Genomic DNA, 26,475 nt, shown 5'->3' with positions numbered 1-26,475 from the left:
AGCTATGGCCACATTAATCGCAGAAAACCTGGCGAAGGCCTACAAAGGCCGTCGCGTGGTAGAAGATGTCAGTCTGCAGGTGAAATCCGGCGAGATTGTCGGCCTGCTGGGCCCGAACGGTGCCGGTAAAACCACCACGTTCTACATGGTGGTCGGCATCGTGCCGCGTGACGCGGGCCGTATCGTGATTGACGATGAAGACATCAGCATCCTGCCGCTGCATGCGCGTGCGCGTCGGGGTATCGGCTATCTGCCGCAGGAGGCGTCCATTTTCCGTCGCCTCAGCGTTTACGATAACCTGATGGCGGTGCTGCAGATCCGTGACGATCTGACTGAAGAGCAACGCCAGGATCGCGCCCGCGAGCTGATGGAAGAGTTCCACATTGAGCACCTGCGCGACAGCATGGGCCAGGCCCTCTCCGGCGGCGAACGCCGCCGTGTTGAGATCGCGCGTGCGCTGGCCGCCAATCCGAAGTTCATTCTGCTGGATGAGCCTTTTGCCGGTGTTGACCCTATCTCCGTTATCGACATTAAGAAGATCATTGAGCATCTGCGTGACAGCGGCCTCGGCGTGCTGATTACCGACCACAACGTGCGTGAAACGTTAGCGGTCTGTGAGCGGGCCTATATCGTCAGCCAGGGCCACCTGATCGCGCACGGCACACCCAATGAAATTCTTGCGGATGAGCAGGTTAAGCGGGTTTATTTGGGTGAAGAGTTCAGACTCTGATAAGGTGTCGTTAAGACCGCTATTTACCTGGGAACTATCATCCTGTCTATGAAGCAAGGCTTACAACTCAGGTTCAGCCAACAGCTGGCAATGACTCCCCAACTGCAGCAGGCGATTCGTCTGCTGCAGCTCTCTACGCTTGAACTCCAGCAGGAGCTACAGCTGGCGCTGGAAAGTAATCCCCTGCTTGAGCAGACGGACCCGCACGACGAGATCGACTCCCGGGACGCTGCAGAAGCGGAGGCGCTGGATACCCGCGAAGCGCTTGAGCAAAAAGAGATGCCCGATGAACTGCCGCTGGATGCCACCTGGGATGAGATCTACACCGCTGGCACACCTTCCGGCACCGGAACGGACTATCAGGATGATGAGCTACCGGTCTACCAGGGTGAAACGACGCAGTCCCTGCAGGATTATCTGATGTGGCAGGTCGGCCTGACGCCGTTCAGTGATACCGATCGCGCGATTGCGACCTCTATCGTCGATGCTATCGATGACACCGGATATCTCACCGTTTCGCTTGAGGAGATCCTCGACAGTATCGGCAATGACGAACTGGAGGTGGATGAAGTTGAAGCGGTGCTGAAACGCATCCAGCGCTTTGACCCGATTGGCGTGGGTGCGCGCGATCTGCGCGACTGCCTGCTGGTTCAGCTGTCACAATATGCACCCGACACGCCCATGCTGACCGAAGCACGTCTGATTGTCAGTGAGCATCTCGATCTGCTGGCCAACCACGACTTCCGTAGCCTGATGCGGGTAACGCGCCTCAAAGAAGAGGTGCTGAAAGAGGCGATGCTGCTGATTCAGTCGCTGGACCCGCGTCCCGGCCAGTCGATTAACACCGGCGAACCGGAATATGTGATTCCCGATGTGCTGGTGCGCAAGGTCGGCAGCCGCTGGACGGTTGAACTCAACGCCGACAGCCTGCCCCGCCTGAAGATCAATCAGCACTATGCGGCAATGGGCGGCACCACGCGTAACGACAGCGACACGCAGTTTATTCGCAGCAACCTGCAGGAAGCACGCTGGCTGATTAAGAGTCTGGAAAGCCGCAATGATACACTGCTGAAAGTGACGCGCTGTATCGTTGAGCAGCAGCAGGCGTTTTTCGAGCAGGGGGAAGAGTTTATGCGCCCGATGGTCCTGGCTGATATCGCTCAGGCCGTTGAGATGCACGAATCGACTATCTCCCGCGTGACCACGCAGAAGTATCTGCACAGTCCGCGCGGTATTTTTGAACTGAAGTACTTTTTCTCCAGCCACGTCAACACGGAAGGGGGCGGCGAAGCCTCCTCTACCGCGATTCGTGCGCTGGTGAAAAAATTAATTTCGGCGGAAAATCCAGCCAAACCCTTGAGCGACAGTAAACTGACCTCCATGTTGTCCGATCAGGGGATCATGGTGGCACGGCGTACCGTCGCAAAATATCGTGAGTCTTTATCCATCCCGCCATCAAACCAGCGTAAACAGCTGGTTTGACAGAAATGAGAAGGAAGACCTATGCAGCTGAACCTGACCGGGCAACATGTTGAAATTACGCCACCACTGCGTGAATTCGTCAGTGCTAAATTTGCCAAACTGGAACACTATTTTGAGCACATCAATCAGGTCTATATTGTCCTGAAAGTTGAGAAAGTCATGCAGGTGGCTGACGCAACACTCCACGTTAACGGTGGCGAGCTGCACGCTACGTCGGAAGCGGAAGATATGTACGCGGCGATTGACGGGCTGATCGACAAGCTCGCCCGTCAGCTGACTAAACATAAAGATAAACTGAAAAAACACTAACCTTCATGCTGGCTACGCGCGCCTGGCGCACTGAGCCGACAGGATGGGGCGGATAATCCGCCCCGTTTTGTCATCTGGCAGGCGTCATTTCCGTCACGTCAGAAGACGCCGGCGGTGAATGGCCTGGTGAACCCGCAAGTGAAACGATAATGAACAACGATCTTACACTGGAATTGAGCACGGTGCTTTCGCCTGACTGCACACGCAGTGGCGTACACTGCCAGAGCAAAAAACGTGCGCTGGAAATCATCAGCGAACTGGCCGCTAAGCAGCTCAACCTGCCGCACCAGACGCTTTTCGAAGCGATCCTGACGCGTGAGCGTATGGGCAGTACCGGTATCGGCAACGGGATAGCGATCCCGCACGGCAAGCTGGAAGAGGATACACTGCGCGCGGTCGGGGTCTTTATCAGCCTCGAACAGCCGATTGCGTTTGATGCCGTTGATAACCAGCCGGTCGATCTGCTGTTTGCCTTACTGGTTCCGGCTGACCAGTGCAAAACACACCTGCACACCCTTTCACTGGTGGCAAAGCGTCTGGCCGATAAAACGGTCTGCCGCCGGCTGCGCGCTGCGCAGAGTGATGAAGAGCTTTATGCCATTATTACGGAAAACCAGACAGAGCTGTAACGCGTCTTTACCGGCCGGGTGCCGGTTTTAAAACGGGAGAGAAGGTCATGGTGCTGATGATCGTTAGCGGTCGTTCAGGCTCGGGGAAGTCAGTGGCACTCCGTGCGCTGGAGGATATGGGGTTCTACTGTGTTGATAACCTGCCGGTGGTGCTGCTGCCGGAGTTAGCGAACTCACTGGCAGAGCGGAATATTTCGGCGGCGGTCAGCATCGACGTACGCAATATGCCTGAATCCCCCGAAATTTTTGAAACCGCACTGAATAATCTGCCCGACTCCTTTTCACCTCAGCTGCTGTTTCTCGACGCCGACCGCAACACGCTGATTCGCCGCTACAGCGATACGCGTCGTCTGCACCCCCTCTCCAGCAAAAATCTGTCGCTGGAGAGCGCCATTGATGAAGAGAGCGATCTGCTGGAGCCGCTGCGTTCGCGCGCCGATCTGATCATTGATACGTCAGAGATGTCGGTGCATGAGCTGGCCGAGATGCTGCGCACCCGCCTGCTGGGCAAGCGTGAACGCGAGCTGACCATGGTATTTGAATCCTTTGGTTTCAAACATGGCATCCCTATCGACGCGGACTACGTGTTTGACGTGCGCTTTCTGCCCAATCCCCACTGGGATCCGAAACTGCGCCCGATGACCGGCCTCGATCGCCCGGTCGCGGCCTTCCTCGACCGCCACACGGAAGTGCATAATTTTATCTACCAGACACGCAGCTATCTTGAACTCTGGCTGCCGATGCTGGAGACCAACAACCGTAGCTATCTTACCGTGGCGATTGGCTGTACCGGCGGTAAACACCGCTCAGTCTATATCGCCGAGCAGCTGGCGGACTATTTCCGCTCGCGCGGTAAGAATGTACAGTCACGCCATCGCACGCTGGAAAAGCGCAAATCATGACCGTCAAACAAACTGTAGAAATCAAAAATAAGCTGGGCATGCATGCCCGTCCGGCGATGAAGTTGTTTGAGCTGGTGCAGAGCTTCGATGCCGAAGTGTTACTGCGCAACGAGGCAGGCACCGAAGCCGAGGCCAGCAGCGTGATCGCCCTGCTGATGCTCGACTCGGCAAAAGGGGGACACATTGAGATTGAAGCCAGCGGGCCGGAAGAGGTCCCGGCGCTGGCTGCGGTCATTGAGTTGTTTGAAGCGGGCTTTGATGAAGAGTAAGGTCAGTTAAGCTGATTACGCTGTAAAAAGCCCTCTCCCCCCAGCTGACGCATCTGGCGCAGTATCCACTGCTGCCGCGACCTGACATAGCCTGAAGGCGCGGCGGCACGGTAACGAATCGGATTCGGCAGTACCGCCGCCAGCAAAGCAGCATCGGCCGCGGTGAGCCGGCTGGCAGGTTTGTGGAAATAGTGCTGTGATGCGGCCTCCACACCAAAGATGCCCGGCCCGAACTCCGCGATATTGAGATAGACGGTCAGAATACGCCGCTTCGTCCAGACCGTCTCAATCCCCACCGTCAGACCCGCTTCCAGCCCCTTACGGATCCAGCTGCGGCCATCCCAGAGAAAGAGATTCTTCGCGGTCTGTTGTGACAGCGTGGACGCTCCGCGCATCCGGCTGTCGCTATTATCCAGTACCGATTCAATCGCCGCCACATCAAAGCCCCAGTGGGTGGGAAACTTTTGATCTTCAGAAGCGATAACGGCCAGCCCCATCCACGGCGAGATCTCATCATGTCCGACCCAGTCTGAATGCGCCACATAACTGAAATCACCGCGCAACCACGCCCCCACCTGTCGCTCCACCATCACCGCGGAGAAGGGCACCGGTAAAAACGAAAAGAGTAAAATGCCGGCCAGCCACACGCCCAGCCAGACCAGCAGGAGACGGCCGGCAATCCGTCTGATACGCCGTCCGGCGCTTCCTTTATGCTTGTTCATGCAATCTTCCCATACCTGTTTCAGACGTTAATCAATTACTCATGTAATCACTGCCAGAAAAATCGCCTTTTTGCGATTTTCGGTGAAAATGAACGGTGCGTTTCCAGACTTCATGCACCTATTTTGCATCAACATGCGGCAACAGATCGAAATAGTTCAAGGACTTCCGAAAAAAGGAATCGGTTCCATTCATTGCCACTGCTTAGCATCTTTCCAGATAAACACTTAATAATGGGTAATAAACGCCGATTTAAATCATTCACCACCCTTAACTGTTATTTTTTTCTGTTGTCGTAATGGTTCAACTCTTAACCAGAACTATTCTTATAACGTCTAAATAAACAGCAGAGGTCAGCGTAAATCCTGTCATAAATGACCCGGTTTTCGATCCCTGCCCCGCAACCCGGCAGACGCAGAAAAGCGCAAAGTTTAAGATTCATTTCTGCCATTCCGAATCGTTTTGGATGATTCGGTTCATTTCAGGCTGCCGGCTTGCAATATCAGCGCGTTACGCGGACTGTCAGGGCAAATGAACCTGCCGGTTCGCTTTTACGCTGTACGGTCTTCGCGACATGGCGCAGCCGCATTAAAAGTACGCGAAAAAGGGTAAATCTGATTAAAATAGCAGCAACATAACGCGCAAATTAATTCCTTGCTTGACTGTGTTGCCAAATTAATGTTTTCTGTGTTTAAACGCTGCTCAACATCACACATTTTAATGAATCTTGTCACATGAGAAGATGAATTTGCTAAGGTGATGACAGTGTTAACCAATACCCTGCGGCGGCATTAATTATTCAAATCATAGCGGCCGCAACATTTTCCCTGGTGTTGGCGCAGTATTCGCGCACCCCGGCCTCGGCTGGGGTCATTTTTTTCTGCCGTTTCACTTCTCCTGTCCGGCAACCCAGTCGCGCAGAACCTGCACATCGTGTCGCCACTCATGTTTCAGCTCTTCAATCCATTCAACCACGTTGTCCCACCACGCCGGCAGCTCCGGACTCTGGATCTGTTTCGCCAGCATCTGTAAACGCTGCAGCCCGACGGACCCGGCCGCGCCTTTGATTTTGTGCCCCTCTTCCGCAATTCCTTTCTGATCGCGCGCCATCAGATTCGATTCCAGTACCGCAAGATAGTCGGGCATCATCTTCTCAAACATCGTCAGGCTCTGCGTAATCAACCCCGGGCCCACCAGCTCGATATACTGTTCGAGCATGGCGACATCCAGCAGCATCCGGGTTTTGTCATCGCTGACGGCGGGCGTTTCATCGTCCGTTTCTGCCTGATAGTCCCAGTATTTTTTGATCATTGCGGTCAGGGCAGGCACGGCCAGCGGTTTACTGAGCACATCATCCATCCCGGCGTCGAAATACTCTTTTTTATCTTTCAGCACGTTGGCCGTGAGCGCCACCAGCGGAGGCAGATGCGCGCCCTGATACTGCTGGCGAATCGCACGGGAGACATCCAGCCCGGTCATATCGGGCAGCTGAATATCCAGCAGCACCAGATCGAACTCCAGCGGGTCAAACATCGCCAGAGCCTCGCTGCCGGTCATGGCGACCTCCACGCTGCATCCCAGCTTCTCCAGAACGGAGCGCGCCACAATCACATTCAGTTCAATATCCTCAACCAGCAGCACATGCAGCGCAGGCAGAGGCAGGCTGTCGTCGACGCCTTCGTCAATCACTTCTTCTGCGATGCGTGGTGCTTTAATTTCGACGGTGAAGCATGAGCCCTGGCCGGGCGCACTCTGTACGCGGATATCTCCCCCCATCGCCTGGGCCAGTCGACGTGAAACCGCCAGCCCGATGCCGGTTCCGGTCGCCGGTTTCCCGCCATGCTGATCTTTAACCTGATAGTACATCGCAAAAATCTTGTCCTGCTCCTCCTGGCGGATACCCATGCCGGAGTCCTGCACCTCAAAGCGCAGTGTTTCATCCTGCTCATACGCGACGCGCACCACGATCTCGCCCTGCTGGGTGAACTTCACGGCGTTACCAATCAGGTTCCAGAGAATCTGACGCAGACGCGTTCCGTCGGTGGAGATCATGTGAGGCAGCGGCAGTTGCGGCGCGAGCACAAACTTCAGCCCTTTTGGCTGCGCCAGCAGGCCGGAGAGATTCTCTAAATCGGCGAGGAAACCGGTGAAGTCGAGCGGCTGATTATCCAGCTGAACTTTACGACGCTCGATTTTGTCCACCTCAATCACATCGTTGAAGATGTTGCCCAGCGTAATGGCCGAGACGTGGATGGTTTTCAGGTATTTCAGCTGTTCCTGGTTCAGATCGGTATCCAGCAGGATGCGGCTCAGGCCGACAATGCCATTAAGCGGCGTACGCAGCTCATGGCTGATGGTGGAGATAAAGGTGGTCTTTTCCCGGCTGGCGTTCTCTAACGCGTCCTGATAGCGCTTACGCTCGGTGATATCGCGGCCAAAGCCCATCAGCCCGCTGCGTTTGCCGACACGATCGTAATAGGGCACCTTGCGGATCTCAAAACAGGCTTTGCGCCCGTCGGGATATTGCAGCCACTGCTCATAGGTCAGGGAGACATTATGGCGGAACACTTTTTCGTCCGTTTCCAGCACCTTGGTCGCGGCTTCATCATCGTAGATATCGCGCGGCGTCAGGCCAATCAGCTGCTTTTCGCTTTTGCCGGTCAGCAGCTCCATGGCGCGGTTGCAGCCGGAGAACTGCTTGTCGATGTTGCGATAGAATACCAGGTCAGGTGACGCATCCAGGAAGGAGCGCAGGAAGGATGATTGCTGCTCCAGCTCAATCTGAGCCTGTTCGCGGCGGGTGACCTCTTCGCGCAGCTTGTCCATCACCTGTTCGCGCGCCAGCTCCGCTTTTTTACGATCGCTGATCTCCTGATTCAGCTGGGTGATGGTTTCCTTCATCTGCTGATTGAGTTCCAGGTCGCGGGTGCGCATCTCTTCCAGCTTATCCACCAGCCTTGCCAGCCGCTGCCGGGACTCCTCAAGCTGATCGACCACCACCGACAGAAAATAGACGGCCCAGGGCGTAATCAGCAGGCCAAAGAAGACCGAGCGCACCACATCGATACTCTCGACGTGCCCCCGCAATACCATCGTGACCGCCATCTGGACAATCATCGCCAGCACCACCAGCGCAGAGGCCAGCAGCAGCGAGAACCTGACCAGGCCAAGTTTGACCATTAAATCGACGTAATACTGCGCCAGCAGACGAATCTGTTTCATAACGACTCCCTGGAAAAGAAACAGCCCCATGATAGCGCAGTTAGCCTGCGGACGTCGCAGCACGTCACGCGAAGATGAGGGATTGAATGCGCTTTTATGGTGCATCCGCCCCTGCCGTTCGGCGACGTTTGGCACAAACCGGTTAAATCCCTTGACTGATTGTGCCAAATGAATAATCTGTAAGGCCGCCTGTGAATCGCAGATTTCACCCGACGGCCTTTTTTCAATATCCTGGCAGCGTCCTGTTGCGCAGGCTCTCTCCTTTATATGAATACTCATTCAACTTTAATGCTGTTTTAAGCATTCGCCTCCTGATTAATTTTTCTTATAACCAACCGCTGTTTCATTCAAATAGGCCGACATAAGAAAAACAGATACATGCTATGTATCAGGGGTGCCGGACAGCATTTAATGCTGCCAGACACCCTGTCACCAGCATGGTGCAGAGATATGACGCCTGCACTACAGTGAGTCAGTTCACATTTATCGGCCGATCACCAGGTGGCAGAGTGAGACATTTTAAACCATAAAAACCATTACTTTCATATATTTATACGAGAAAAGCGCCTGATAAGCCCGCCTGGCCGCCCTATTTGACCTGATTACGCTTTCCCGATAAGTTGGAAATCCGCTGAAAGCTTTCCTGACGGGCCATTGTCTCGGCATATCTATGCAACAAGAAGACTCCCGCGTGGTTTAAGTCATCTCCTTTACGAGACCGGAAATCGAAGAGCAGCTCAATAAAGGACGTTTTACGGATGTCTGGAGAGAAATGCTCAGGGCTATGACGCGCGCTCGACAGAGCATGGCGATGAAAATGAAGCTGCGCCTCAGTTGCGCCCAGACCCTGAAACAGTGCAGGTAATGTCAAAGCAGTTTAAGGAGACCCTCAATGTCCACTAAAAAACCTCAATCCTATGGCTTGTATGATCCGACAGCAGGCAGTGACAGCTGTGGTGTAGGTTTCATTACGCGTAAGGACGGCGAGCAGACCCATGAGATTCTGCAGATGGCGCACAGCGCCCTGTGCACAGTGCCGCACCGCGGCGGTATGTCAGCAGAAGGTGTCGGCGATGGCGCAGGCGTCAACGTTGACCTTTCACTGCACTTTTTCCGCAAGATTACCGGCCAGCCACTGGAAGCGGGTCGCTTTGGCGTCGGCAACTTCTTTGTGCCGAAAGATGCTGAGCTGCGCGCGAATGCCGAACGTCTGGTGGATGAGACCCTCAGCAGTTTCGGCCTGCCGGTGATCATGAAGCGCGACATGCCGCTCGACAGCAGCGTGACGCGTCCGGCTGCCATTCAGTTTCAGTTACCGATTCTGCAGTGGATCTTCACTGCGCCTCAGGACGTGGCCGATCAGAACGACTTCGAACAACGTATCTACCGCGCCCTGTTAACTATCGAAGCACGCGCCTTTACCGAAAGCGAATTTGGCGGTCTCTATCCGCTGTCGCTGTCGTCGCGCACGCAGGTATTTAAAGCGCGCCTGAACTCCAATGAAGTGATTCCTTACTTCAAAGATCTGACCGATCCCGATCATCAGGTCCGCGGGCTCTTTTTCCACACTCGTTTCTCGACCAACACCGATCCGCATACCACTATGGCGCAGCCGTTCCGCCTGATGGCGCACAACGGCGAGCTGAACACGGATCGTAAAAACCGCATCGCCGAATCGGCCCTGGCACTGGCGCGCGGCAAAAAGATCGTGCGGCCTAAAGGGCAGTCCGACAGCTCGCGTCTGGATCAGAGTATCCACAGCCGTCTGATGGAAGATAATCTCGATCTGATCACCGCCGTGGTTTCCATGATGCCGCCCGCCTGGGAAAATGACAGCTCGCTGTCAACCGAGGTGCGCGACATGCTGGAGTATTTCTCTCTGTATGAAGAGAAGAATGACGGCCCTGCCGCCTTAATCTTTGGCAATGGCGAAGTGATTGGCGCACGCCTTGACCGTCTGGGCCTGCGCCCGCTGCGCTCAGTCGAAACCGCAGACTATATCGGTGCGATGTCCGAAGCGGGCCAGATCGCCTTTCCTCCTGAAAGCGTCCTGCGGCGTGGTCGTATCGAAGCGGGCGGCATGCTCTACTTCGATCACCGTGAAAAACGCAGCTACACCACGCTGCAGGCGCTGGAAAAACTGGCCGCCGAGAAAGATTACTCCGCCCTGCTGCGTGAAGCGCGCGTCGGCCTGGACGATCTGCCGGAAATCCCGGCTGAGCAACAGGGTTCACCGCTGCGCTATCGCGGCGATCTGAAAACCTATCAGCGCTTTGTCGCCTACTACTACAACCAGGAAAGCTTCAAGTTCATGATGGACCCGATGCTTAACACCGGCGCAGAGAAGATCTCCGCAATGGGTTACGGCAACGCCATCAACGGCTTATCCGATCATGAAGGTGGCATGGCGCACTACTTCTCTCAGCGCTTTGCGCAGGTTACCAACCCGCCGCTGGACTCTATCCGCGAAGTGGATGGCATGACGCTGCGTGTGGCGCTGGGGGCGAAACCGCACCTGGGCCGCAGCAAAGGCCGTCAGATTGTGGTGCCGACACCGATTCTCAGCCATCTCGATATGCTGCGTTTGCGTGAGCAGACCGTTGCCCCCTACGCCCGCTTCGAGATGCTCTATGAGCCGGTCATCGGCAAAGATCTGCTGAGCACGACCGCCAACGCGAACGCCCTGGAAAAAGCGATTGATGACCTGGCGCAGCAGGTGGTGGATTTTGCCCGGACGCAGGGCGGCATCGCCGTTCTGACCGACCGCCACATCTCCTCGAAGCACGCCGCGATCCCGATGCTGCTGGTGGTTTCCGCCATCAACCAGCGCCTGGTGCAGGAAGGTCTGCGCCTTGATGTGTCACTGGTGGTGGAAAGCGGTCAGAGCATCTCCTCGCACCACATTGCCGCGACGCTGGGCTTCGGCGCATCAGCAATCTATCCGCTGGGCGTACAGATGCGCGCAGAGGAGAAATTTGGCGAGGGTGAAGAAGGCAATAAAGCCTTTAAGCGCTATGCCAAAGCTGCGGAAAAAGCCCTGATGAAAACCATGGGCAAAGTGGGCCTCTGTACCGTAGAAAGCTACAGCAGCGGCGAGTTCTTTGAGCCTAACTTCCTCAACACCGATGACCCGGTGCTGAAAAAGTACTTCCCGAATATCAAAACGCCGGTGGGTGGCGCAGGCTTCGCGGCTATCGCGCAGATGGCCGTTGACTGGCATCAGAGTGCCCTGAAGATTCAGGGTGAATCGGACGTACCATTGCTGGGTCTGTTTAAAGAGCGCGCAGAGGGTGCCGGTCACTCCTACGGCACGATTGCCGTACGCACCTTTATCGATATGACCGAAGAGCCGATTCGCTTTGCTGATAAAGCGCGCGAAGAGGATAACTTTATCCGTCTGATGACGCTGGCAAAACTGGATAACGCTTTTGGCATCAAGCCAGAAACCTTTAAAGACAGCAGCTTCGAGCGTATTCCGGATGAGGTGATCAACAACTTCGCGATCACGGCCGACTATCGTCAGTTCTCCAGCCTGATGTATGAGGAGCGTAAGCGTCGCCCGGCGGCCCTGCGTGACATCCTGACATTCCCGGCCGATCTGACCCATATCGACAGCGAAGCGGAGTTCCGCCGCAAACTGGGACGCTACTCACTGACCAACAACGGCTTTGCCATTCGTGGTCTGGTGTGTGAAGCGGTGGATGGCAGCCTGAATCACTTTATGCTGCGTCTGACCGATGCGATCGAAGGCCTGAAGCCAGAGAACGAGCGCCTGCAGAATCTCTCTAACGCCCTGAAGTTCCGCTTCGGCGACGATATCGAGAGCAGCGAGGTGGTGACCGGCGGTCTGAAAATAACCGCTTACGGTAAAGCGGCAGACTACCTGTCACGTATTTTCACCACTCTGCCCTCCCTGCCACTGAGCGACGTGCAGCCGGCGTGCGAAATCACCCGCACCTTTGCCTCCGGTGCGATGAGTCACGGTGCGCTGGTCGCCCCCGCGCATGAAGCGGTGGCGCACGGCACCAACATGGTCGGCGGCATGAGTAACTGCGGTGAAGGCGGCGAGCACTACTCCCGTCACGGCACCATCCGTGCCTCACGCATCAAGCAGCTGGCGTCAGGCCGTTTTGGCGTCTGGGCCGCCTATCTGGCGGACCCGATGCTGGAAGAGCTGGAAATCAAGATAGGTCAGGGTGCGAAGCCTGGCGAAGGCGGCCAGCTACCGGCGGCAAAAGTCACGGTTGAGATTGCGGCAGCACGTGGCGGTACGCCAGGCGTCGAGCTGGTCTCGCCGCCGCCGCACCACGACACCTACTCCATCGAAGATCTGGCGCAGCTGATCCATGACTGTAAAGCCGCGCGGGTGCGCGTGATTGTCAAACTGGTCTCCTCAGAAGGGATCGGCACCATCGCGGTCGGCGTGGCCAAAGCGGGCGCAGACGTCATTAACGTGGCGGGTAACACCGGTGGTACCGGCGCTGCGTCGGTGACCAGCCTGAAATACACCGGACGCGTGGCGGAAATCGGTATCGCTGAAGTCCATCAGGCGCTCTGCGCCAACGGCCTGCGTGAGAAAGTGCAGCTGCGCTGCTCGGGCGCGCAGCAGACCGGCAGCGACGTGGTGAAATCCGCGCTGCTGGGCGGCGACAGCTTCGAATTCGGTACTACAGCGCTGATGATGCTGAAGTGCGTGATGGCGAAAAACTGTAACGTCAAATGCCCGGCGGGCCTGACGACTAACGCCGAAGCCTTTGATGGCGATCCGCGTCAGCTGGCGCAGTATTTCCTCAACGTCGCCCATGAAGTGCGTGAGATCCTGGCGCGTATGGGCCTGCGTTCCCTGCGTGAAGCGCGCGGCCGGGCCGACCTGCTGCACCTGATGGATCACCCGCTGGAAGTGGGCAAGCTCGACTTACGCGCCATGCTCACCGTAGTGCCGGAGCTGAAGATCGAGAAGCCGGTCTATCTGGAGAAAGATTTTGAGCTGGATGATGGCTGGGTTGAGCAGCTGAAATCAGCGCTGGTCGATCAGGGCAATACCGACGTCGCACTGGGCAACGGCATCGTGCTGAACAACCGCAACAAAAGTGTGGGGGGCCAGCTGGCGATCGACATTGAACGCATGCTGAACCATCAGCTGAGTGCGGCGCAGTTGCAGGCGATGCCTGCGGTTCTGAGCGATGACCGCGGTCGCCATTATCTGGCACCTGCGACCGTAAAAATTTCAACCGCCGGTTCAGCCGGTCAGTCATTTGGCGCCTTCTGCAACGATGGCATGCAGCTGACCCACTACGGCACCTGTAACGACGGCGTCGGCAAGGGACAGTGTGGCGGTGAGCTGTTTATCATGTCGCCGGGCGGCGGCGCGCAGGATGGCGATGGTAACGTGCTGATCGGTAACTTTGCGCTGTTTGGCGCGACCGGTGGACGCCTGTTCGTGCAGGGCCAGGCCGGTGACCGCTTCGCGGTGCGTAACTCCGGTGCCACAGCCGTGGTCGAAGGCGTAGGAGATTTCTGCTGCGAATATATGACCAATGGTGCCATCCTCAACCTGGGCACCTTCGGTAAAGGCTTTGGTAACGGCATGAGCGGCGGCTTCGCCTATCAGTATGACCCGTATGGAACACTCGCCAGCCATGCAGCCGGTGATTCAGTACGCTTCGGTTCGATTGCCGATCAGGATGAGATGGCGCAGGTGCATAAGCAGGCCGTGCTGACCATGCTGAACTGGCATCTGGAGGCCACAAACTCACCGCGTGCCGCCTGGCTGCTGGAGAACTGGGAAACGGAGTGTCACCACTTTGTGTACGTGATGCCGCGCTCGCTGCTGCTCTATCAGGATGGCGGTGAGATCCTGAAAGCCAGAAGCCGTAAAGATCTGCTCGAAGAGCTGTCGACCGCGCTGGCCGGCCATCAGGTTGCGAAGTTCAAAGCGGCCTGGCGTCAGGGCAAGACCATTGCTGACGGTGCGGTACCCGCCTACGGCGCGACCGATACGCTGGAGATGTTTGTTCTGCTTAACAACTACACCGTTCTGAGCTTTGCTCAGCAGCTGGCCCTGAGTAAATTACCGAAAGGGACACCGGTTGAAGATCCGGCGGTAGAAAAAGCCGTGCGTAATCTGCTGATGACGGAAGACTTTTCGCTGATCAGCAAACTGCAGCGCCATGCCCGTTCCGCCATCGAAGCGTATAACGATGACGAACTGGCCAGTCTGATTGGTTCCAAACGCATGTCAGATTACAAAGCGGCGCTGACGCAGCGCAACATCCGCTCCATGGACAGCCTGGCCACCTATGGCTGGATCATGTATCAGGATGCCTGTAACCGGGAAGTGCTGGGCCACCTGCCTGATTTTGAAGAGCTGTTTGCACGTGCGGCCTTGCCTGAAATCGCCGCGGCGGTGGGCAAACTCTCCTGACAGTCACACTGTTCAGGCTGAACTGAATGTTATTCATTGATCATTGCCCGGAGTCGTCGTTGTACCGGACAGATGCAGAACCGCTCTCCCCAGCCGCACACCGCGGTGCGGGAAAGCGGAACCGCTTAAACCGGCCAGCGTTACTGATGACGGGGAAGAACGGGATTGAGTAAAAGTACCCATGAAAATTCCTTATATTCCAGAAGATGCACCTTTTAATGGCGATCAGAAATACTGGCTGGCTGGCTTTCTCGCGGGTCTTCACTCCCGTCTGCTGGTATTAGAAGACAAGCAGCAACCCGCTGCGGGCACAGGCGCAGCCGCGACCACGCAACTGCACATTCTCTACGGCTCACAGACCGGCAATGCCGAAGCGCTGGCGCAGACCGCTGCGAAATCGGCGCGTGCTAAAGGGCTGGTGCCGGTGGTTCAGGCGCTGGGCGACGTCGACCTCGACGTCTTTGCCACCATGCGCCATGTGCTGATCGTCACCTCAACCTACGGCGAAGGCGAGATGCCGGATAACGCGCAGCTCTTCTGGGATGCGATCTCTGCCAGTACCGCACCGCGCCTGGAGCAGATGCATTTTGCCGTGCTGGCAATCGGTGATACCGGCTATGACGGCTTCTGTCAGGCGGGCAAGTTCATCGATATGCGCCTTGAGCAGCTGGGAGCAAAACGCGTGGTGGATCGCATCGACTGCGATATCGACTATGAAGAGCCATCCAGCGAGTGGCTGAACAGCTCCATGCCTCAGTTTGCGGCCAGCGCCGGCAGCAGCGGCACCGTGCTGGAGAGCGCGCCTGAAGCACCGGTCATCCCGGGCAGCAACAAATCGAACCCTTACGCCGCGGCGCTGATCACCAACAAGCGCCTCTCTGGCGAGCAGTCTGCCAAAGATATCCGACATTTTGAGTTTGACCTGACCGACAGCGGCCTGAAGTATGAAGCGGGTGATGCGCTCGGCGTCATTCCGGTCAACGAGCCATCGCTGGTCAGCCTGCTGCTGACCCAGCTTAATGCCGACTACGAGACGCCAGTGCCCGGCTTTGACCGCAGCCTCGGCGACCTGCTGACCTACCAGTTTGAGATCTCTGAACCGTCGCGCAAGCTCATCGAATGGGTCGGGCAGAACACCACCAACCAGGAACTGCGTCATGTGTTACAGCACGACGACAAAGATGCGCTGGGTGTCTGGCTGTGGGGCAAAGATAGCCTTGACCTGCTGCAGCTTGACCTGACGCGCACGCTGGCGGTGCCTGAGTTTGTTGCCCTGCTGCGTCCGCTGCAGCATCGCGCTTACTCAATTTCATCCAGCTCTAAAGCCCATCCAAATCAGGTGCACCTGACCGTTGCCTCGGTGCGTTATCACAGTGGCGGCCGTAATCGTGGTGGCGTCTGCTCAACCTACCTGGCTGAGCGCGTACGTCGTGGCGAAAAGCCAGCCATCTTTATTTCGCCGAACAAAGCGTTCCGCGTCCCAGCCAATAACAGCGCTCCGCTGATCATGGTGGGACCTGGCACCGGCATCGCGCCCTTCCGGGCTTTCCTGCAGGAGCGTCAGGCAACCGGCGCGCAGGGCAAAAACTGGCTGTTCTTCGGCGATCAGCATCAGGAACATGACTTTATCTATCAGGATGAACTGCTCGCCTGGCGGGATAATGGCTTGCTGACGCGGCTTGACCTGGCGTTCTCCCGCGATCAGGAGAAGAAGATCTACGTGCAGAGCCGGATGCTTGAGCAGGGTGCAGAGCTCTATGCCTGGCTGCAGGAAGGCGCTTACTTCTATGTCTGTGGCGATGCATCACGCATGGCGAAGGATGTGGATAATGCGCTGTATGAAGTGGTTCGCCAGTTCGGTGGCCTCTCCAGCGAGCGCGCAGCGGACTATGTCGACCAGCTGAAGAAAGAGAAGCGTTACCTGCGCGACGTCTATTGATAGCGAAGGTGTGATAAAAAATCCGGTTTGCGCAGGCAGCCGGATTTTTTTATGGCTGACAGGCAAAAAAATACCCGCCGGAGAGGCGGGTATCTGTTTTAAGAATGCTGCGGTTATTTCACGACGCGCAGTGAAGGTCGTCCACCCCGCGGCGGTGGATCGTCATCAGGCGGTGTCTCATCATCGCTGGCATCGTCGGGACGATCGCCATCAATCACGGACATCATGGTCTCTTCCTGACCTTCTGACGCCTCCTGAATATCCAGCTCGTAAGCCGGTTCCGGTTCAAACATCGTTCCGGCACCGTTTTCCCGGGCATAGATTGCCAGAATTGCCGCCATCGGCACGTTAACCTGACGAGGAACACCCCCAAAGCGGGCGTTAAACGACACCTGGTCATTCGCCAGATCGAGGTTACCGACAGCACGGGGCGCGATGTTCAGGACAATCTGACCATCACGCGCGTACTCCAGCGGCACCTGAACACCTGGCTGATTGATGTCGACCACCAGATGCGGCGTCAGCTGGTTGTCGAGCAACCAGTCATAGAAGGCGCGCAGCAGATAGGGACGACGTGCAGTAAGTTGCGACATTTCCATACGTTAAGCCCGTGCTTGCAGGCGCATTTCACGTTCAGCTTCAGTTAATGAAGCGAGGAAAGAGTCACGCTCAAATACGCGATTCATGTAACCTTTCAGCTCTTTTGAACCAGAGCCGATCAAATCGATGCCCATTGAAGGCAGACGCCATAACAGCGGTGCCAGGTAGCAATCCACCAGGCTGAACTCTTCGCTCATGAAGTAAGGCGTGCGGCCAAACAGCGGCGCTATCGCCAGCAGCTCTTCACGCAGCTGTTTGCGTGCGGCTTCGGCTTCCTGACCGCTGCTGTTCTCAACCTTCCTCATCAGGCTGTACCAGTCCTGCTCGATGCGGTGCATCATCAGGCGGCTGTCACCACGGGCAACCGGATAAACCGGCATCAGTGGCGGATGCGGAAAGCGCTCATCTAAATATTCCATGATGATGCGGGATTCATACAGCGTCAGCTCACGATCTACCAGTGTCGGTACCGTGCGATACGGATTGAGGTCAATCAGATCCTGCGGCAGGTTATCCATTTCGACCTGCTCGATCTCTACGCTGACACCCTTCTCCGCCAGAACGATACGTACCTGATGGCTGAAAATGTCAGTAGGACCAGAAAACAGCGTCATTACCGAACGTTTGTTGGCAGCGACAGCCATGAAAACCTCCAAGTTTGTTCACAAAAAGATACTGCGAATAGCCAACCACACGGCGACTCACTTGCTTGTCGAACTCGCACGCAACCTGGTCAGCTGCGCCGTAAAACTGACGCCCCGACAGCGGGAAGGCGCATAACGCACCGGCCTGCGGGCGCAAAGTGACACAGAGTTTACCAGATTTTAGGCTGCTTGTGGGCGTGGAATGAATCTTTGCAGGTAAATTGAGCGCGGGCTTACGGTTTTCACCGTTATCAGACGGGAAGGCAGAAAATAAAAAACCCGCCGAAGCGGGTTTTTTGAGCCAATTGCCGCAGCCGGAGCTGCAAACAATTAACGCTTGGAGAACTGAGGACGACGACGTGCTTTACGCAGGCCGACTTTCTTACGTTCAACCTGACGCGCGTCACGCGTTACGAAGCCAGCTTTACGCAGCTCGCCACGCAGTGATTCGTCGTATTCCATCAGAGCGCGGGTGATACCGTGACGGATCGCACCAGCCTGACCAGAAATACCGCCACCTTTAACAGTGACGTACAGATCGAATTTACCAACCAGATCCAGCAGTTCCAGCGGCTGACGAACGACCATGCGGGCAGTTTCGCGACCGAAGTACTGTTCCAGAGAACGTTGGTTAATTACGATGTTACCGCTACCCGGCTTAATGAATACGCGAGCGGTAGAGCTTTTGCGGCGACCAGTGCCGTAGTTTTGAGTTTCAGCCATTGCCTTTAATCCCGATTAAATGTCAAGAACTTGCGGTTGCTGTGCCGCATGGGTGTGCTCGTTGCCTGCGTAAACTTTCAGCTTACGGTACATAGCACGACCCAGCGGGCCCTTCGGCAGCATGCCTTTAACCGCGATCTCAATCACACGCTCAGGACGGCGAGCAATCATCTCTTCAAAGGTCGCCTGTTTGATACCACCGATGTGGCCGGTGTGGTGATAGTAGATCTTGTCAGTACGCTTGTTGCCGGTAACAGCAATTTTTTCTGCGTTCAGAACGATGATGTAATCACCCGTATCAACGTGCGGAGTGTATTCCGCTTTATGCTTACCACGCAGACGGCGCGCCAGTTCAGTCGCCAGGCGACCCAAAGTTTTGCCCGTTGCGTCAACTACAAACCAGTCACGTTGGACGGTTTCTGGTTTAGCTGTAAAAGTTTTCATCGAAAAGCTTACCCAAATTAAGTTACACGTTGGTGAAATCCCAAACGCTTAAGTAAACGAATGAGGCTCACACGACCATTTTGACCAGCAAGCCACCCCTTCGGATAGAGTTACTGGAACACAGAGGATTTGGGAAAAAAATCCTTTGCTGTAACGTGGGGTCGCAAGATTATAGAGAAGTCGATTGCAAAAATCGAACCCTATTTCGGTATTTATCCTGATTATTCTCACGGCAGATGCGGCAGGCGCAGATACTCTTCGCTCTGCATCTCCTGAAGCCGCGATAAACAGCGCTGGTACTCAAACTTCAGCCGCGTCCCCTGATAGATCTCGGTCAGCGAGGTTTCTGCGGCCACGACCAGCTTCACGTGACGCTCATAAAATTCGTCAACCAGGGCCAGGAAACGGCGCGCCTGATCTTCGGTTTTGTAGATCATTACCGGCACGTCATAGAGCAGCACGCTGTGAAAACGGCGGGAAAGCGCGATGTAGTCATGCTGGCTGCGCCCTTCCCCGCACAGCGTCGTGAAGTTGATGGCCAGCACGCCGTCGCTGACGCCCAGCGTCGGCATCTTGCGATGGTTGATCTCCAGCACCGGCGCCTCCTCCGGCTGGCTGCCCGACAGCGCCTTAAACATGCGCGCCATCTCCGTGTGGGTGGCCTCGTTGAGTGGATAGTTCCACAGATGCGCCGAGGTCAGTGTCCGCAGCCGGTAGTCGATGCCGGCATCCACATTCATCACATCACAGTGCCGTTTTATCTGCTCAATAGCCGGCAGAAAACGCGCGCGCTGCAGGCCATTGCGGTAGAGGTCATCCGGCGGAATGTTCGAGGTTGCCACCAGGGCGATGCCGCGCTCAAACAGCGCTTCCATCAGCGTGCCCAGCAGCATCGCGTCGGTGATATCGGAGACAAAAAATTCATCGAAACAGAGGATGTCAGTTTCCGCTTTGAATTTGTCCGCGATAATCAGCAGCGGGTCGCTCTGCCCCTGCAGTTGCGTCAGTTCTTCATGCACCCGCAGCATGAAACGGTGGAAGTGAAGGCGCAGTTTGCGTTCGCCAGGAATAGACTGAAAAAAGAGATCCATGACCCAGGTTTTGCCGCGCCCGACGCCGCCCCACATGTAGAGCCCGCGAACAGGCTGGGGCGCCGCATTTTTCTCTTTACCGATCAATTTCGACAGGCGACCCAGCAGGCCGGATGAGGCGGGCGCGGCAGCCTGTTGCCGGGCAACCAGCGCCTGCTGCAGGGCGTCTAAACGGGTAATCGCTTCACGTTGTACGTCATCGGGCCTGAATTCGCCCTGCGACAGCGCCTGCTCATAACGTGCAAGCGGAGATGAGGTTTGCATTGTTGTTTCAAAGTCCCTGAATAGTGTCTGATTCATACCACGGTTGCTGAAAAAAAGGCCGTTCTACACTAAGCCATGCTGCTCCGGAGTTCCACATCCATAAGATTAACGGGTATAGTGACTATTATTGAAATGGTGCAACGCCCTACGGAACAATGGAAAAAACACGGGAGTCATTATGACCTGGGAATACGGGCTAATTGGTTTAGTGGTAGGTATTATTGTCGGCGCAGTCGCCATGCGTTTCGGCAACAAAAAGCTGCGTGAGCAGCGCAGCATGCAGTATGAACTGGAAAAATCGAAGGCCGAGCTGGCCGATTACCGCGAAGAGCTGACTAACCACTTCGCCCAGAGCGCCGAGCTGCTGGACAACATGGCGCGTGACTATCGTCAGCTTTATCAGCACATGGCGAAAGGCTCTAACGATCTGCTGCCGAATCTGCCGGGTCAGCAGAATCCTTTTGCCTATCAGCTGACTGAAGCGGAAGCTGACAACGATCAGGTGCCGGTGCAGATGCCGCGCGACTACTCTGAAGGCGCATCCGGTTTACTGCGTGGCGAGCGCCCTGCCCGCGACTAATCTTTTTGGGGCGCAGCCTGTCTGCGCCCACTGTTTTTGCGAACCCTGACCACAAACGACTGTCACACTCATTAAATCCTCCCACTTTGCAGCGAGAGCGTTGTAGCAATGAAAAAACAAGCACGCCTGTTTAGCGCATTAGCCTTGAGTATCGGGATGAGCCTTGCCGCCGCGCCAGACGCGATGGCAACGCTGCCAGCACAAATTGCGGGCCAGCCGCTGCCGAGCCTGGCACCGATGCTGGAAAAAGTGTTGCCTGCCGTGGTCAGCGTTCACGTGGAAGGCACCGATTCCGGCGAACAGGCTCAGGATATCCCTGAGCCTCTGAAACGTTTTTTCGGTCAGATGCCTGGCGGGAATAATCAGCCACAGCCGTTTGAAGGGTTGGGCTCGGGCGTGATCATTGATGCCGCGAAAGGCTACGTGCTGACCAACAATCATGTGGTGAACGGTGCCGACAAAATCAATGTGCAGCTTGGCGACGGCAGTGAGTATGAAGCCAAACTGATCGGTCATGATGAGCAGACCGATATCGCCCTGATTCAGATCCAGGGCGCGAAAAACCTCACGCAGATTAAAGTGGCGGACTCCGACCAGCTGAAAGTGGGTGATTTTGCGGTCGCAATCGGGAACCCGTTTGGTCTGGGCCAGACCGCCACCTCCGGTATCATCTCTGCGCTGGGCCGCAGCGGCCTTAACCTGGAGGGGCTGGAAAACTTTATTCAGACCGATGCCGCGATTAACCGCGGTAACTCCGGCGGTGCGCTGGTCAACCTGAACGGCGAGCTGATTGGGATCAACACCGCCATTCTGGCCTCCAGCGGCGGCAATATCGGCATCGGCTTTGCTATCCCGAGTGATATGGCGATGAACCTCGCGCAGCAGCTGATCAAATTTGGCGAAGTGAAGCGCGGTCAGCTGGGTATTAAAGGCACCGAAATGACGGCCGATATGGCGAAGGCATTCAATGTCGACGCGCAGCGCGGCGCCTTCGTTTCGGAAGTGTTACCGCAGTCTGCCGCACAGAAGGCGGGCATCAAGTCCGGCGACATCATTACCTCAATCAACGACAAGCCGATTACCAGCTTCGCTGAGTTGCGGGTAAAGGTAGGCACGACCCCACCAGGCGAACAGGTTAAGCTTGGCCTGCTGCGCGAAGGCAAACCGGTGACGGTCACCGTTACGCTGGAGCAGAGCGCTCAGACCACCGCCAGCGCCCAGCTGATGTCTCCGGCCCTGCAGGGTGCCACCCTGAGTGATGGACAGACCAAAACCGGCGACAAAGGCGTGAAGGTCGACACCATCGAAAAAGGGACACCGGCTGAACAGGTTGGCCTGCAGAAAGATGATGTGATCATCGGCGTAAACCGCAACCGGGTTCAGACCCTGGCTGAGATGCGCAAGATACTGGAAGGCAAACCGCCGGTTCTGGCACTGAACGTGGTGCGCGGCGATGAAAGTATCTATCTGTTGTTGAGATAAACCTCGCATTATGGCGGACACAAGCGCGTGTGTGTCCGCCGCTCTCATGTTATTCTGCCCAGCGATCTCCCCTGGCGTGATTTAACACCATGTTTCTTAAACTTTTGCGTGCCGTAGTGCTGGGCCTGATTGTGGCGGGTATTCTACTCGCAGCACTGCCTGCACTGCGTATGGGCAGCGACGCCCTCTATAACCACGACGATATTAACGACGAAACGCCCTTCAGCTTCAATCAGGGGGTGCGCCGCGCCGTGCCTGCCGTTGTAAACGTTTATAACCGGAGCGCCCACGGCAACAATAACCGTGGCATCACCACCCTGGGCTCGGGGGTGATTATGAATGCCAAAGGCTACATCCTGACCAACAAGCACGTCATCAATAATGCCGATCAGATTATCGTGGCATTGCAGGATGGCCGCTTCTTTGAGGCCACGCTGGTCGGTTCCGACGGCATGACCGATCTTGCCGTGCTGAAGATCACCGCCTCCGGCCTGCCTGTCATCCCGATCAATCCCAATCGCCAGGCGCATATCGGTGATGTCGTGATGGCGATAGGCAATCCCTATAACCTGGGGCAGACGGTGACGCAGGGCATTATCAGCGCCACGGGTCGGGTTGGACTGAGTTCATCAGGCCGCCAGAACTTCCTGCAGACCGATGCGTCGATCAATCAGGGTAACTCCGGTGGCGCGCTGATTAACTCGCTTGGCGAGCTGATGGGCATCAACACCCTGACCTTTGATAAAAGTAACGATGGCGAAACGCCGGAAGGCATTGGTTTCGCCATCCCCACCGTTTTAGCCTCGAAGATCATGGATAAGCTGATTCGTGATGGTCGGGTGATCCGCGGCTATATCGGTATTACCGGTCGTGAGCTGCCGCCGCTGCATGGACAGGGCAGCAATCTGGATCGGGTTCAGGGCATTATCGTCAGCGTGGTGACGCCGGATGGACCGGCGGACAAGGCCGGGATTCAGGCCAACGATGTACTGCTCAGCGTAAACGGTAAGCCAGCCATTTCGGCGCAGGAGACCATGGATCAGGTGGCAGAGATTCGTCCCGGTTCCGTGATTGATGTGCAGGTGCTGCGCAACGATCAGAAACTGACGCTGCCAGTCACCATTCAGGAATTTCCTGATAACAGTGGTTAGCTGAAACGGGTGCCCGGTCAGGGGTGGCCCGGCTGATCGCAAAGAAGGCCGCCATCCCTGGCGGTCGGCCTCGCCATCCTGGCTCGGACGCTTTGCTCTTCATCCGGGCCACCCCTTCCCCTCTGCTCCGTCATCGTCTGTGAGGCACGGACTAGCAGCGATCAACCGGAAAGGCGATCACCTCACTCAGTGACTCTGCTTTTAACGCCAGCATAATCAGCCGATCGATACCCAGCGCGACCCCGGAACAGGCGGGCATACCGTGCGCCAGCGCATCCAGCAGATAAGTATCAATAGGATGGACCGGCAGACCGCGCGCCGCACGGCGACGGTTATCCTGCTCAAACCGCTGACGCTGCTCGCGGCTGTCGGTCAGCTCACGGAAACCGTTCGCCAGCTCAATGCCTTTGTAATAGACCTCAAAACGTTCAGCTACGCGGTGATCTTCGGTGCTGATCTCCGCCAGTGCCGCCTGACTGGCCGGGAAATGATAAACGAAGCAGGGTTTGTCCTGGCCAATCTTCGGCTCCACGCCCAGCATAAACAGCAGCATCAGCAGCGTATCGCGATCCTCTTCTGCACGCGCCAGCTCGCCTTCGCCCAGCTTCTCTGCCGCTTCACGCAGCTGCGCTTTATCTGCCGACAGCGGGTCCAGATCCAAGTGGCGGATAAAGGCCTGCTGATAGGAGAGCGACTCTGCGCTGTCACACTCCAGCACCTGCTGCAGCAGATCGTCCACCTCATTCATCAGGCGGTACATGTCGTAGTGCGGCCGGTACCACTCCAGCATGGTGAATTCCGGATTATGATGACGTCCCGCCTCTTCATTGCGGAAACTGCGCCCCATCTGATAGATCGGACCACTGCCCGCTGCCAGCAGGCGTTTCATATGATATTCCGGGCTGGTCATCAGCCAGAGATCGCGCCCCTGCGACGCACCAGGCCCGACAAAACGCGTCTGGAAAGGCACCAGATGGATATCGGTAATAGTGGCCTGGCTCATCGCCGGCGTATCCACTTCCAGTACGCCACGATCGGCAAAGAAACGACGCACTTCCGCTAAAATCGCGGCGCGTTTTAACAAATTGGCGATGGATGCGCTTGGTTGCCAGCTTGCCGTTTCGCTCATGGTGATGACTCCTGATACAAATAAGGGGTGGAAGTCTACCTGCAATGCCTGCGGCAAACAATCTCATGCCGGCGATGCCAAAAACAGCGCTTCGGCTTCTATACTTAAGCAGTTAAATCACAAAGGAATCCCGCTATGTCTCTATGGAAAACCCTTGTCGCCAGCCTCAGCGCTTTTCTCTCCGTTGCCTGTAGCACCACGCCACCCAAAAACGTCACGGTTGTTGAGAACTTTGACAGCCAGCGCTATCTCGGCCAGTGGTATGAGATTGCCCGCCTCAATCATCCGTTTGAACGCGGTCTGGAGCAGGTCACGGCTAACTACAGCCCGCGTGAAGATGGCGGCCTGAAAGTGATCAATCGTGGTTATAACGTGAAAAAACAGCGCTGGCAGGAGAGCGTCGGTAAGGCCTACTTCACTGGTGAGCCGCAACGCGCCGCCCTGAAAGTCTCGTTCTTTGGCCCCTTCTACGGCGGCTACAACGTTATCGCCCTGGATCCCGACTACCGCTATGCCCTGGTGTGTGGCCCGAACCGCCACTACCTGTGGATACTGTCGCGGACACCGCAGCTGGAGCCGGGCGTCAAAGAGAAGCTGGTTGATCAGGCGCGCCGTGATGGCTTCCCGGTTGATGAGTTAATCTGGGTGAAACAGAAATAGTGCAGAGGTAACAAGCCGGTACAAAACCGTTTTCGTACCGGCTGTAATAACAGGTTACTTCGTGCTGTTCTGAATCGCCTGGCCACCCGCTTCGACGTCTTCACCCACGCCACGCGTGGTATTGCAAGCCGTCAGCAGTGAAGAGAGCACCAGTACAGAGAAGATCGCGGCAATACTTTTCTTTAACATGACAATGTCCTTTTTGATGGATGTAAAGTACAGCGCTTTAAGCATAGCCGGATTTCCGGCGGTTGCTGCCGCGGAACTTTAAAAAGGAGAAGCCGTTAAGGTCATTTTGCCGCACGCGAAATGGCACCACCTAAGTGGGAGACATCTTCGCCAAAACCGTGGAATGTGTTGCAGGCACTTAATGCAGAGGAGACCAGCAACGCGAATGCGATTAATTTTGCCAGCTTTTTCATTTTTTCTCTCAGACAAGAAAAAGGCGCATCCGGAGATGCGCCTGCGAATCTTACTTCACGCGTGACACGTATTCGCCAGAGCGGGTGTCAACTTTCACCACTTCGCCTTCCTGAACGAACAGTGGCACTTTTACAACCGCGCCGGTAGAGAGCTTGGCAGGTTTACCGCCGGTACCGGCAGTGTCACCTTTCAGGCCTGGATCGGTTTCCACGATTTCAGCTTCGATAAAGTTCGGTGGCTGAACGGCGATAGGACGACCGTTCCACAGCGTAACGATACATTCTGCGTTGTCCTGCAGCCATTTCGCTGCTTCGCCCACAGTCTTCTCTTCAACCGGGAACTGCTCAAAGCTTTCCTGGTGCATGAAGTGGTAGAACTCACCGTCGTTGTACAGGTAGCTCAGGTTGGTATCCATTACGTCTGCGCCTTCGGCGGAGTCGGTGGATTTAAAAGTTTTCTCAACGCGAGAACCCGTCAGCAGGCGACGCATTTTAACGCGTGCGAATGCCTGACCTTTACCCGGTTTAACGAACTCACTGGATTCGATGGCATACGGCTCGCCTTCGAACATGATTTTAAGACCGGGACGGAAATCGTTGCTAGAATAAGTCGCCATGAAGGCCCTCTACGAAAATTGATACTGGTACTAAGCCAAAAA

23 protein-coding genes are annotated in these 26,475 nt (G+C 56.1%); 12 read left to right on the top strand and 11 right to left on the bottom strand.

Annotated features, from left to right (window positions below):
* Nucleotides 1–4 precede the first annotated feature (4 nt).
* From lptB to npr, 6 genes are all read left to right on the top strand, one after another.
* Nucleotides 5–730, top strand: a complete 726-nt coding sequence (gene lptB / locus F3I47_RS10610) for an LPS export ABC transporter ATP-binding protein (protein ID WP_009092467.1) — start codon at nucleotides 5–7, stop codon at nucleotides 728–730.
* Nucleotides 731–778: 48 nt separating this feature from the next.
* Nucleotides 779–2,212 carry an RNA polymerase factor sigma-54 gene (gene rpoN, locus F3I47_RS10605; RefSeq protein WP_009092468.1) on the top strand — a complete coding sequence of 478 codons (1,434 nt, stop codon included), beginning with the start codon at nucleotides 779–781 and terminating at the stop codon, nucleotides 2,210–2,212.
* Between the two features lie 21 nt (nucleotides 2,213–2,233).
* Nucleotides 2,234–2,521: a ribosome hibernation promoting factor gene (gene hpf / locus F3I47_RS10600; RefSeq protein WP_009092471.1), complete on the top strand. Its 288-nt coding sequence runs from the start codon at nucleotides 2,234–2,236 to the stop codon at nucleotides 2,519–2,521.
* A 149-nt stretch (nucleotides 2,522–2,670) separates the two neighbouring features.
* Nucleotides 2,671–3,150, top strand: a complete 480-nt coding sequence (gene ptsN, locus F3I47_RS10595) for a PTS IIA-like nitrogen regulatory protein PtsN (protein WP_009092473.1) — start codon at nucleotides 2,671–2,673, stop codon at nucleotides 3,148–3,150.
* 47 nt (nucleotides 3,151–3,197) lie between these two features.
* Nucleotides 3,198–4,052 carry an RNase adapter RapZ gene (gene rapZ, locus F3I47_RS10590; protein ID WP_003851114.1) on the top strand — a complete coding sequence of 285 codons (855 nt, stop codon included), beginning with the start codon at nucleotides 3,198–3,200 and terminating at the stop codon, nucleotides 4,050–4,052.
* Nucleotides 4,049–4,321 (top strand): PTS phosphocarrier protein NPr, encoded by a 273-nt coding sequence (npr, locus tag F3I47_RS10585; protein ID WP_150028729.1) that lies wholly within the window; start codon nucleotides 4,049–4,051, stop codon nucleotides 4,319–4,321. The genes rapZ and npr overlap by 4 nt, the downstream gene beginning before the upstream one ends.
* Nucleotides 4,322–4,323: 2 nt before the next feature.
* Here the strand turns inward: npr and mtgA are convergent, their stop codons facing one another.
* Nucleotides 4,324–5,043 (bottom strand): monofunctional biosynthetic peptidoglycan transglycosylase, encoded by a 720-nt coding sequence (gene mtgA / locus F3I47_RS10580; protein ID WP_111208264.1) that lies wholly within the window; start codon nucleotides 5,041–5,043, stop codon nucleotides 4,324–4,326.
* 886 nt (nucleotides 5,044–5,929) lie between these two features.
* Nucleotides 5,930–8,263: an aerobic respiration two-component sensor histidine kinase ArcB gene (gene arcB / locus F3I47_RS10575; RefSeq protein WP_150028730.1), complete on the bottom strand. Its 2,334-nt coding sequence runs from the start codon at nucleotides 8,261–8,263 to the stop codon at nucleotides 5,930–5,932.
* An 892-nt stretch (nucleotides 8,264–9,155) separates the two neighbouring features.
* On the opposite strand from arcB, the gene F3I47_RS10570 reads away from it, so the two are divergent.
* Together F3I47_RS10570 and F3I47_RS10565 are read left to right on the top strand one after the other, a co-directional pair.
* The gene (locus F3I47_RS10570; RefSeq protein WP_150028731.1) at nucleotides 9,156–14,687 is read left to right on the top strand and encodes a glutamate synthase-related protein; all 5,532 of its coding nucleotides are present in this window, start codon (nucleotides 9,156–9,158) and stop codon (nucleotides 14,685–14,687) included.
* Nucleotides 14,688–14,868: 181 nt separating this feature from the next.
* A complete protein-coding gene (locus tag F3I47_RS10565) occupies nucleotides 14,869–16,626 on the top strand; it encodes a sulfite reductase subunit alpha (RefSeq protein WP_009092478.1) in 1,758 nt (585 codons plus the stop codon).
* Nucleotides 16,627–16,739: 113 nt separating this feature from the next.
* On the opposite strand, the gene sspB is transcribed toward F3I47_RS10565, so the two are convergent.
* The 5 genes from sspB to zapE all read right to left on the bottom strand — a co-directional run bounded on the left by sspB (nucleotide 16,740) and on the right by zapE (nucleotide 20,392).
* Complete coding sequence (gene sspB, locus F3I47_RS10560) at nucleotides 16,740–17,225, bottom strand: ClpXP protease specificity-enhancing factor (protein ID WP_009092479.1); 486 nt, start codon at nucleotides 17,223–17,225, stop codon at nucleotides 16,740–16,742.
* 3 nt (nucleotides 17,226–17,228) lie between these two features.
* Complete coding sequence (sspA, locus tag F3I47_RS10555) at nucleotides 17,229–17,870, bottom strand: stringent starvation protein SspA (RefSeq protein ID WP_009092481.1); 642 nt, start codon at nucleotides 17,868–17,870, stop codon at nucleotides 17,229–17,231.
* Between the two features lie 330 nt (nucleotides 17,871–18,200).
* Nucleotides 18,201–18,593: a 30S ribosomal protein S9 gene (gene rpsI, locus F3I47_RS10550; protein ID WP_008925401.1), complete on the bottom strand. Its 393-nt coding sequence runs from the start codon at nucleotides 18,591–18,593 to the stop codon at nucleotides 18,201–18,203.
* Between the two features lie 15 nt (nucleotides 18,594–18,608).
* Entirely contained in the window at nucleotides 18,609–19,037 is a 429-nt protein-coding gene (gene rplM, locus F3I47_RS10545; protein WP_009092483.1) for a 50S ribosomal protein L13, read from the bottom strand.
* Nucleotides 19,038–19,264: 227 nt separating this feature from the next.
* A complete protein-coding gene (gene zapE / locus F3I47_RS10540) occupies nucleotides 19,265–20,392 on the bottom strand; it encodes a cell division protein ZapE (RefSeq protein WP_150028732.1) in 1,128 nt (375 codons plus the stop codon).
* A 178-nt stretch (nucleotides 20,393–20,570) separates the two neighbouring features.
* On the opposite strand from zapE, the gene zapG reads away from it, so the two are divergent.
* The 3 genes from zapG (at nucleotide 20,571) to degS (ending at nucleotide 23,605) form a co-directional block, all read left to right on the top strand.
* On the top strand, nucleotides 20,571–20,972 hold the full coding sequence (gene zapG / locus F3I47_RS10535) for a Z-ring associated protein ZapG (RefSeq protein ID WP_009092485.1): 402 nt from the start codon (nucleotides 20,571–20,573) through the stop codon (nucleotides 20,970–20,972).
* Nucleotides 20,973–21,080: 108 nt separating this feature from the next.
* Nucleotides 21,081–22,454, top strand: coding sequence for a serine endoprotease DegQ (gene degQ / locus F3I47_RS10530; RefSeq protein WP_046101069.1), 1,374 nt, complete (start codon nucleotides 21,081–21,083; stop codon nucleotides 22,452–22,454).
* 89 nt (nucleotides 22,455–22,543) lie between these two features.
* Complete coding sequence (gene degS / locus F3I47_RS10525; RefSeq protein ID WP_046101068.1) at nucleotides 22,544–23,605, top strand: outer membrane-stress sensor serine endopeptidase DegS; 1,062 nt, start codon at nucleotides 22,544–22,546, stop codon at nucleotides 23,603–23,605.
* 151 nt (nucleotides 23,606–23,756) lie between these two features.
* Here the strand turns inward: degS and epmA are convergent, their stop codons facing one another.
* Nucleotides 23,757–24,734 (bottom strand): elongation factor P--(R)-beta-lysine ligase, encoded by a 978-nt coding sequence (epmA, locus tag F3I47_RS10520; RefSeq protein WP_009092488.1) that lies wholly within the window; start codon nucleotides 24,732–24,734, stop codon nucleotides 23,757–23,759.
* 135 nt (nucleotides 24,735–24,869) lie between these two features.
* On the opposite strand from epmA, the gene F3I47_RS10515 reads away from it, so the two are divergent.
* Nucleotides 24,870–25,394, top strand: coding sequence for a lipocalin family protein (locus F3I47_RS10515; protein ID WP_111208268.1), 525 nt, complete (start codon nucleotides 24,870–24,872; stop codon nucleotides 25,392–25,394).
* A gap of 54 nt (nucleotides 25,395–25,448) precedes the next feature.
* On the opposite strand, the gene F3I47_RS10510 is transcribed toward F3I47_RS10515, so the two are convergent.
* The 3 genes from F3I47_RS10510 to efp form a co-directional block, all read right to left on the bottom strand.
* A complete protein-coding gene (locus F3I47_RS10510; RefSeq protein ID WP_003848302.1) occupies nucleotides 25,449–25,583 on the bottom strand; it encodes an entericidin A/B family lipoprotein in 135 nt (44 codons plus the stop codon).
* A gap of 101 nt (nucleotides 25,584–25,684) precedes the next feature.
* Entirely contained in the window at nucleotides 25,685–25,816 is a 132-nt protein-coding gene (locus F3I47_RS10505; protein WP_009092493.1) for an entericidin A/B family lipoprotein, read from the bottom strand.
* Between the two features lie 50 nt (nucleotides 25,817–25,866).
* Nucleotides 25,867–26,433 (bottom strand): elongation factor P, encoded by a 567-nt coding sequence (efp, locus tag F3I47_RS10500; protein ID WP_009092495.1) that lies wholly within the window; start codon nucleotides 26,431–26,433, stop codon nucleotides 25,867–25,869.
* Nucleotides 26,434–26,475: the final 42 nt, after the last annotated feature.

It is taken from the genome of Pantoea sp. M_10 (assembly GCF_008631515.1).
GTDB classification, from domain to species: Bacteria; Pseudomonadota; Gammaproteobacteria; order Enterobacterales; family Enterobacteriaceae; genus Pantoea; species Pantoea anthophila.
This window is presented reverse-complemented; position numbering and strand designations above follow the sequence as displayed.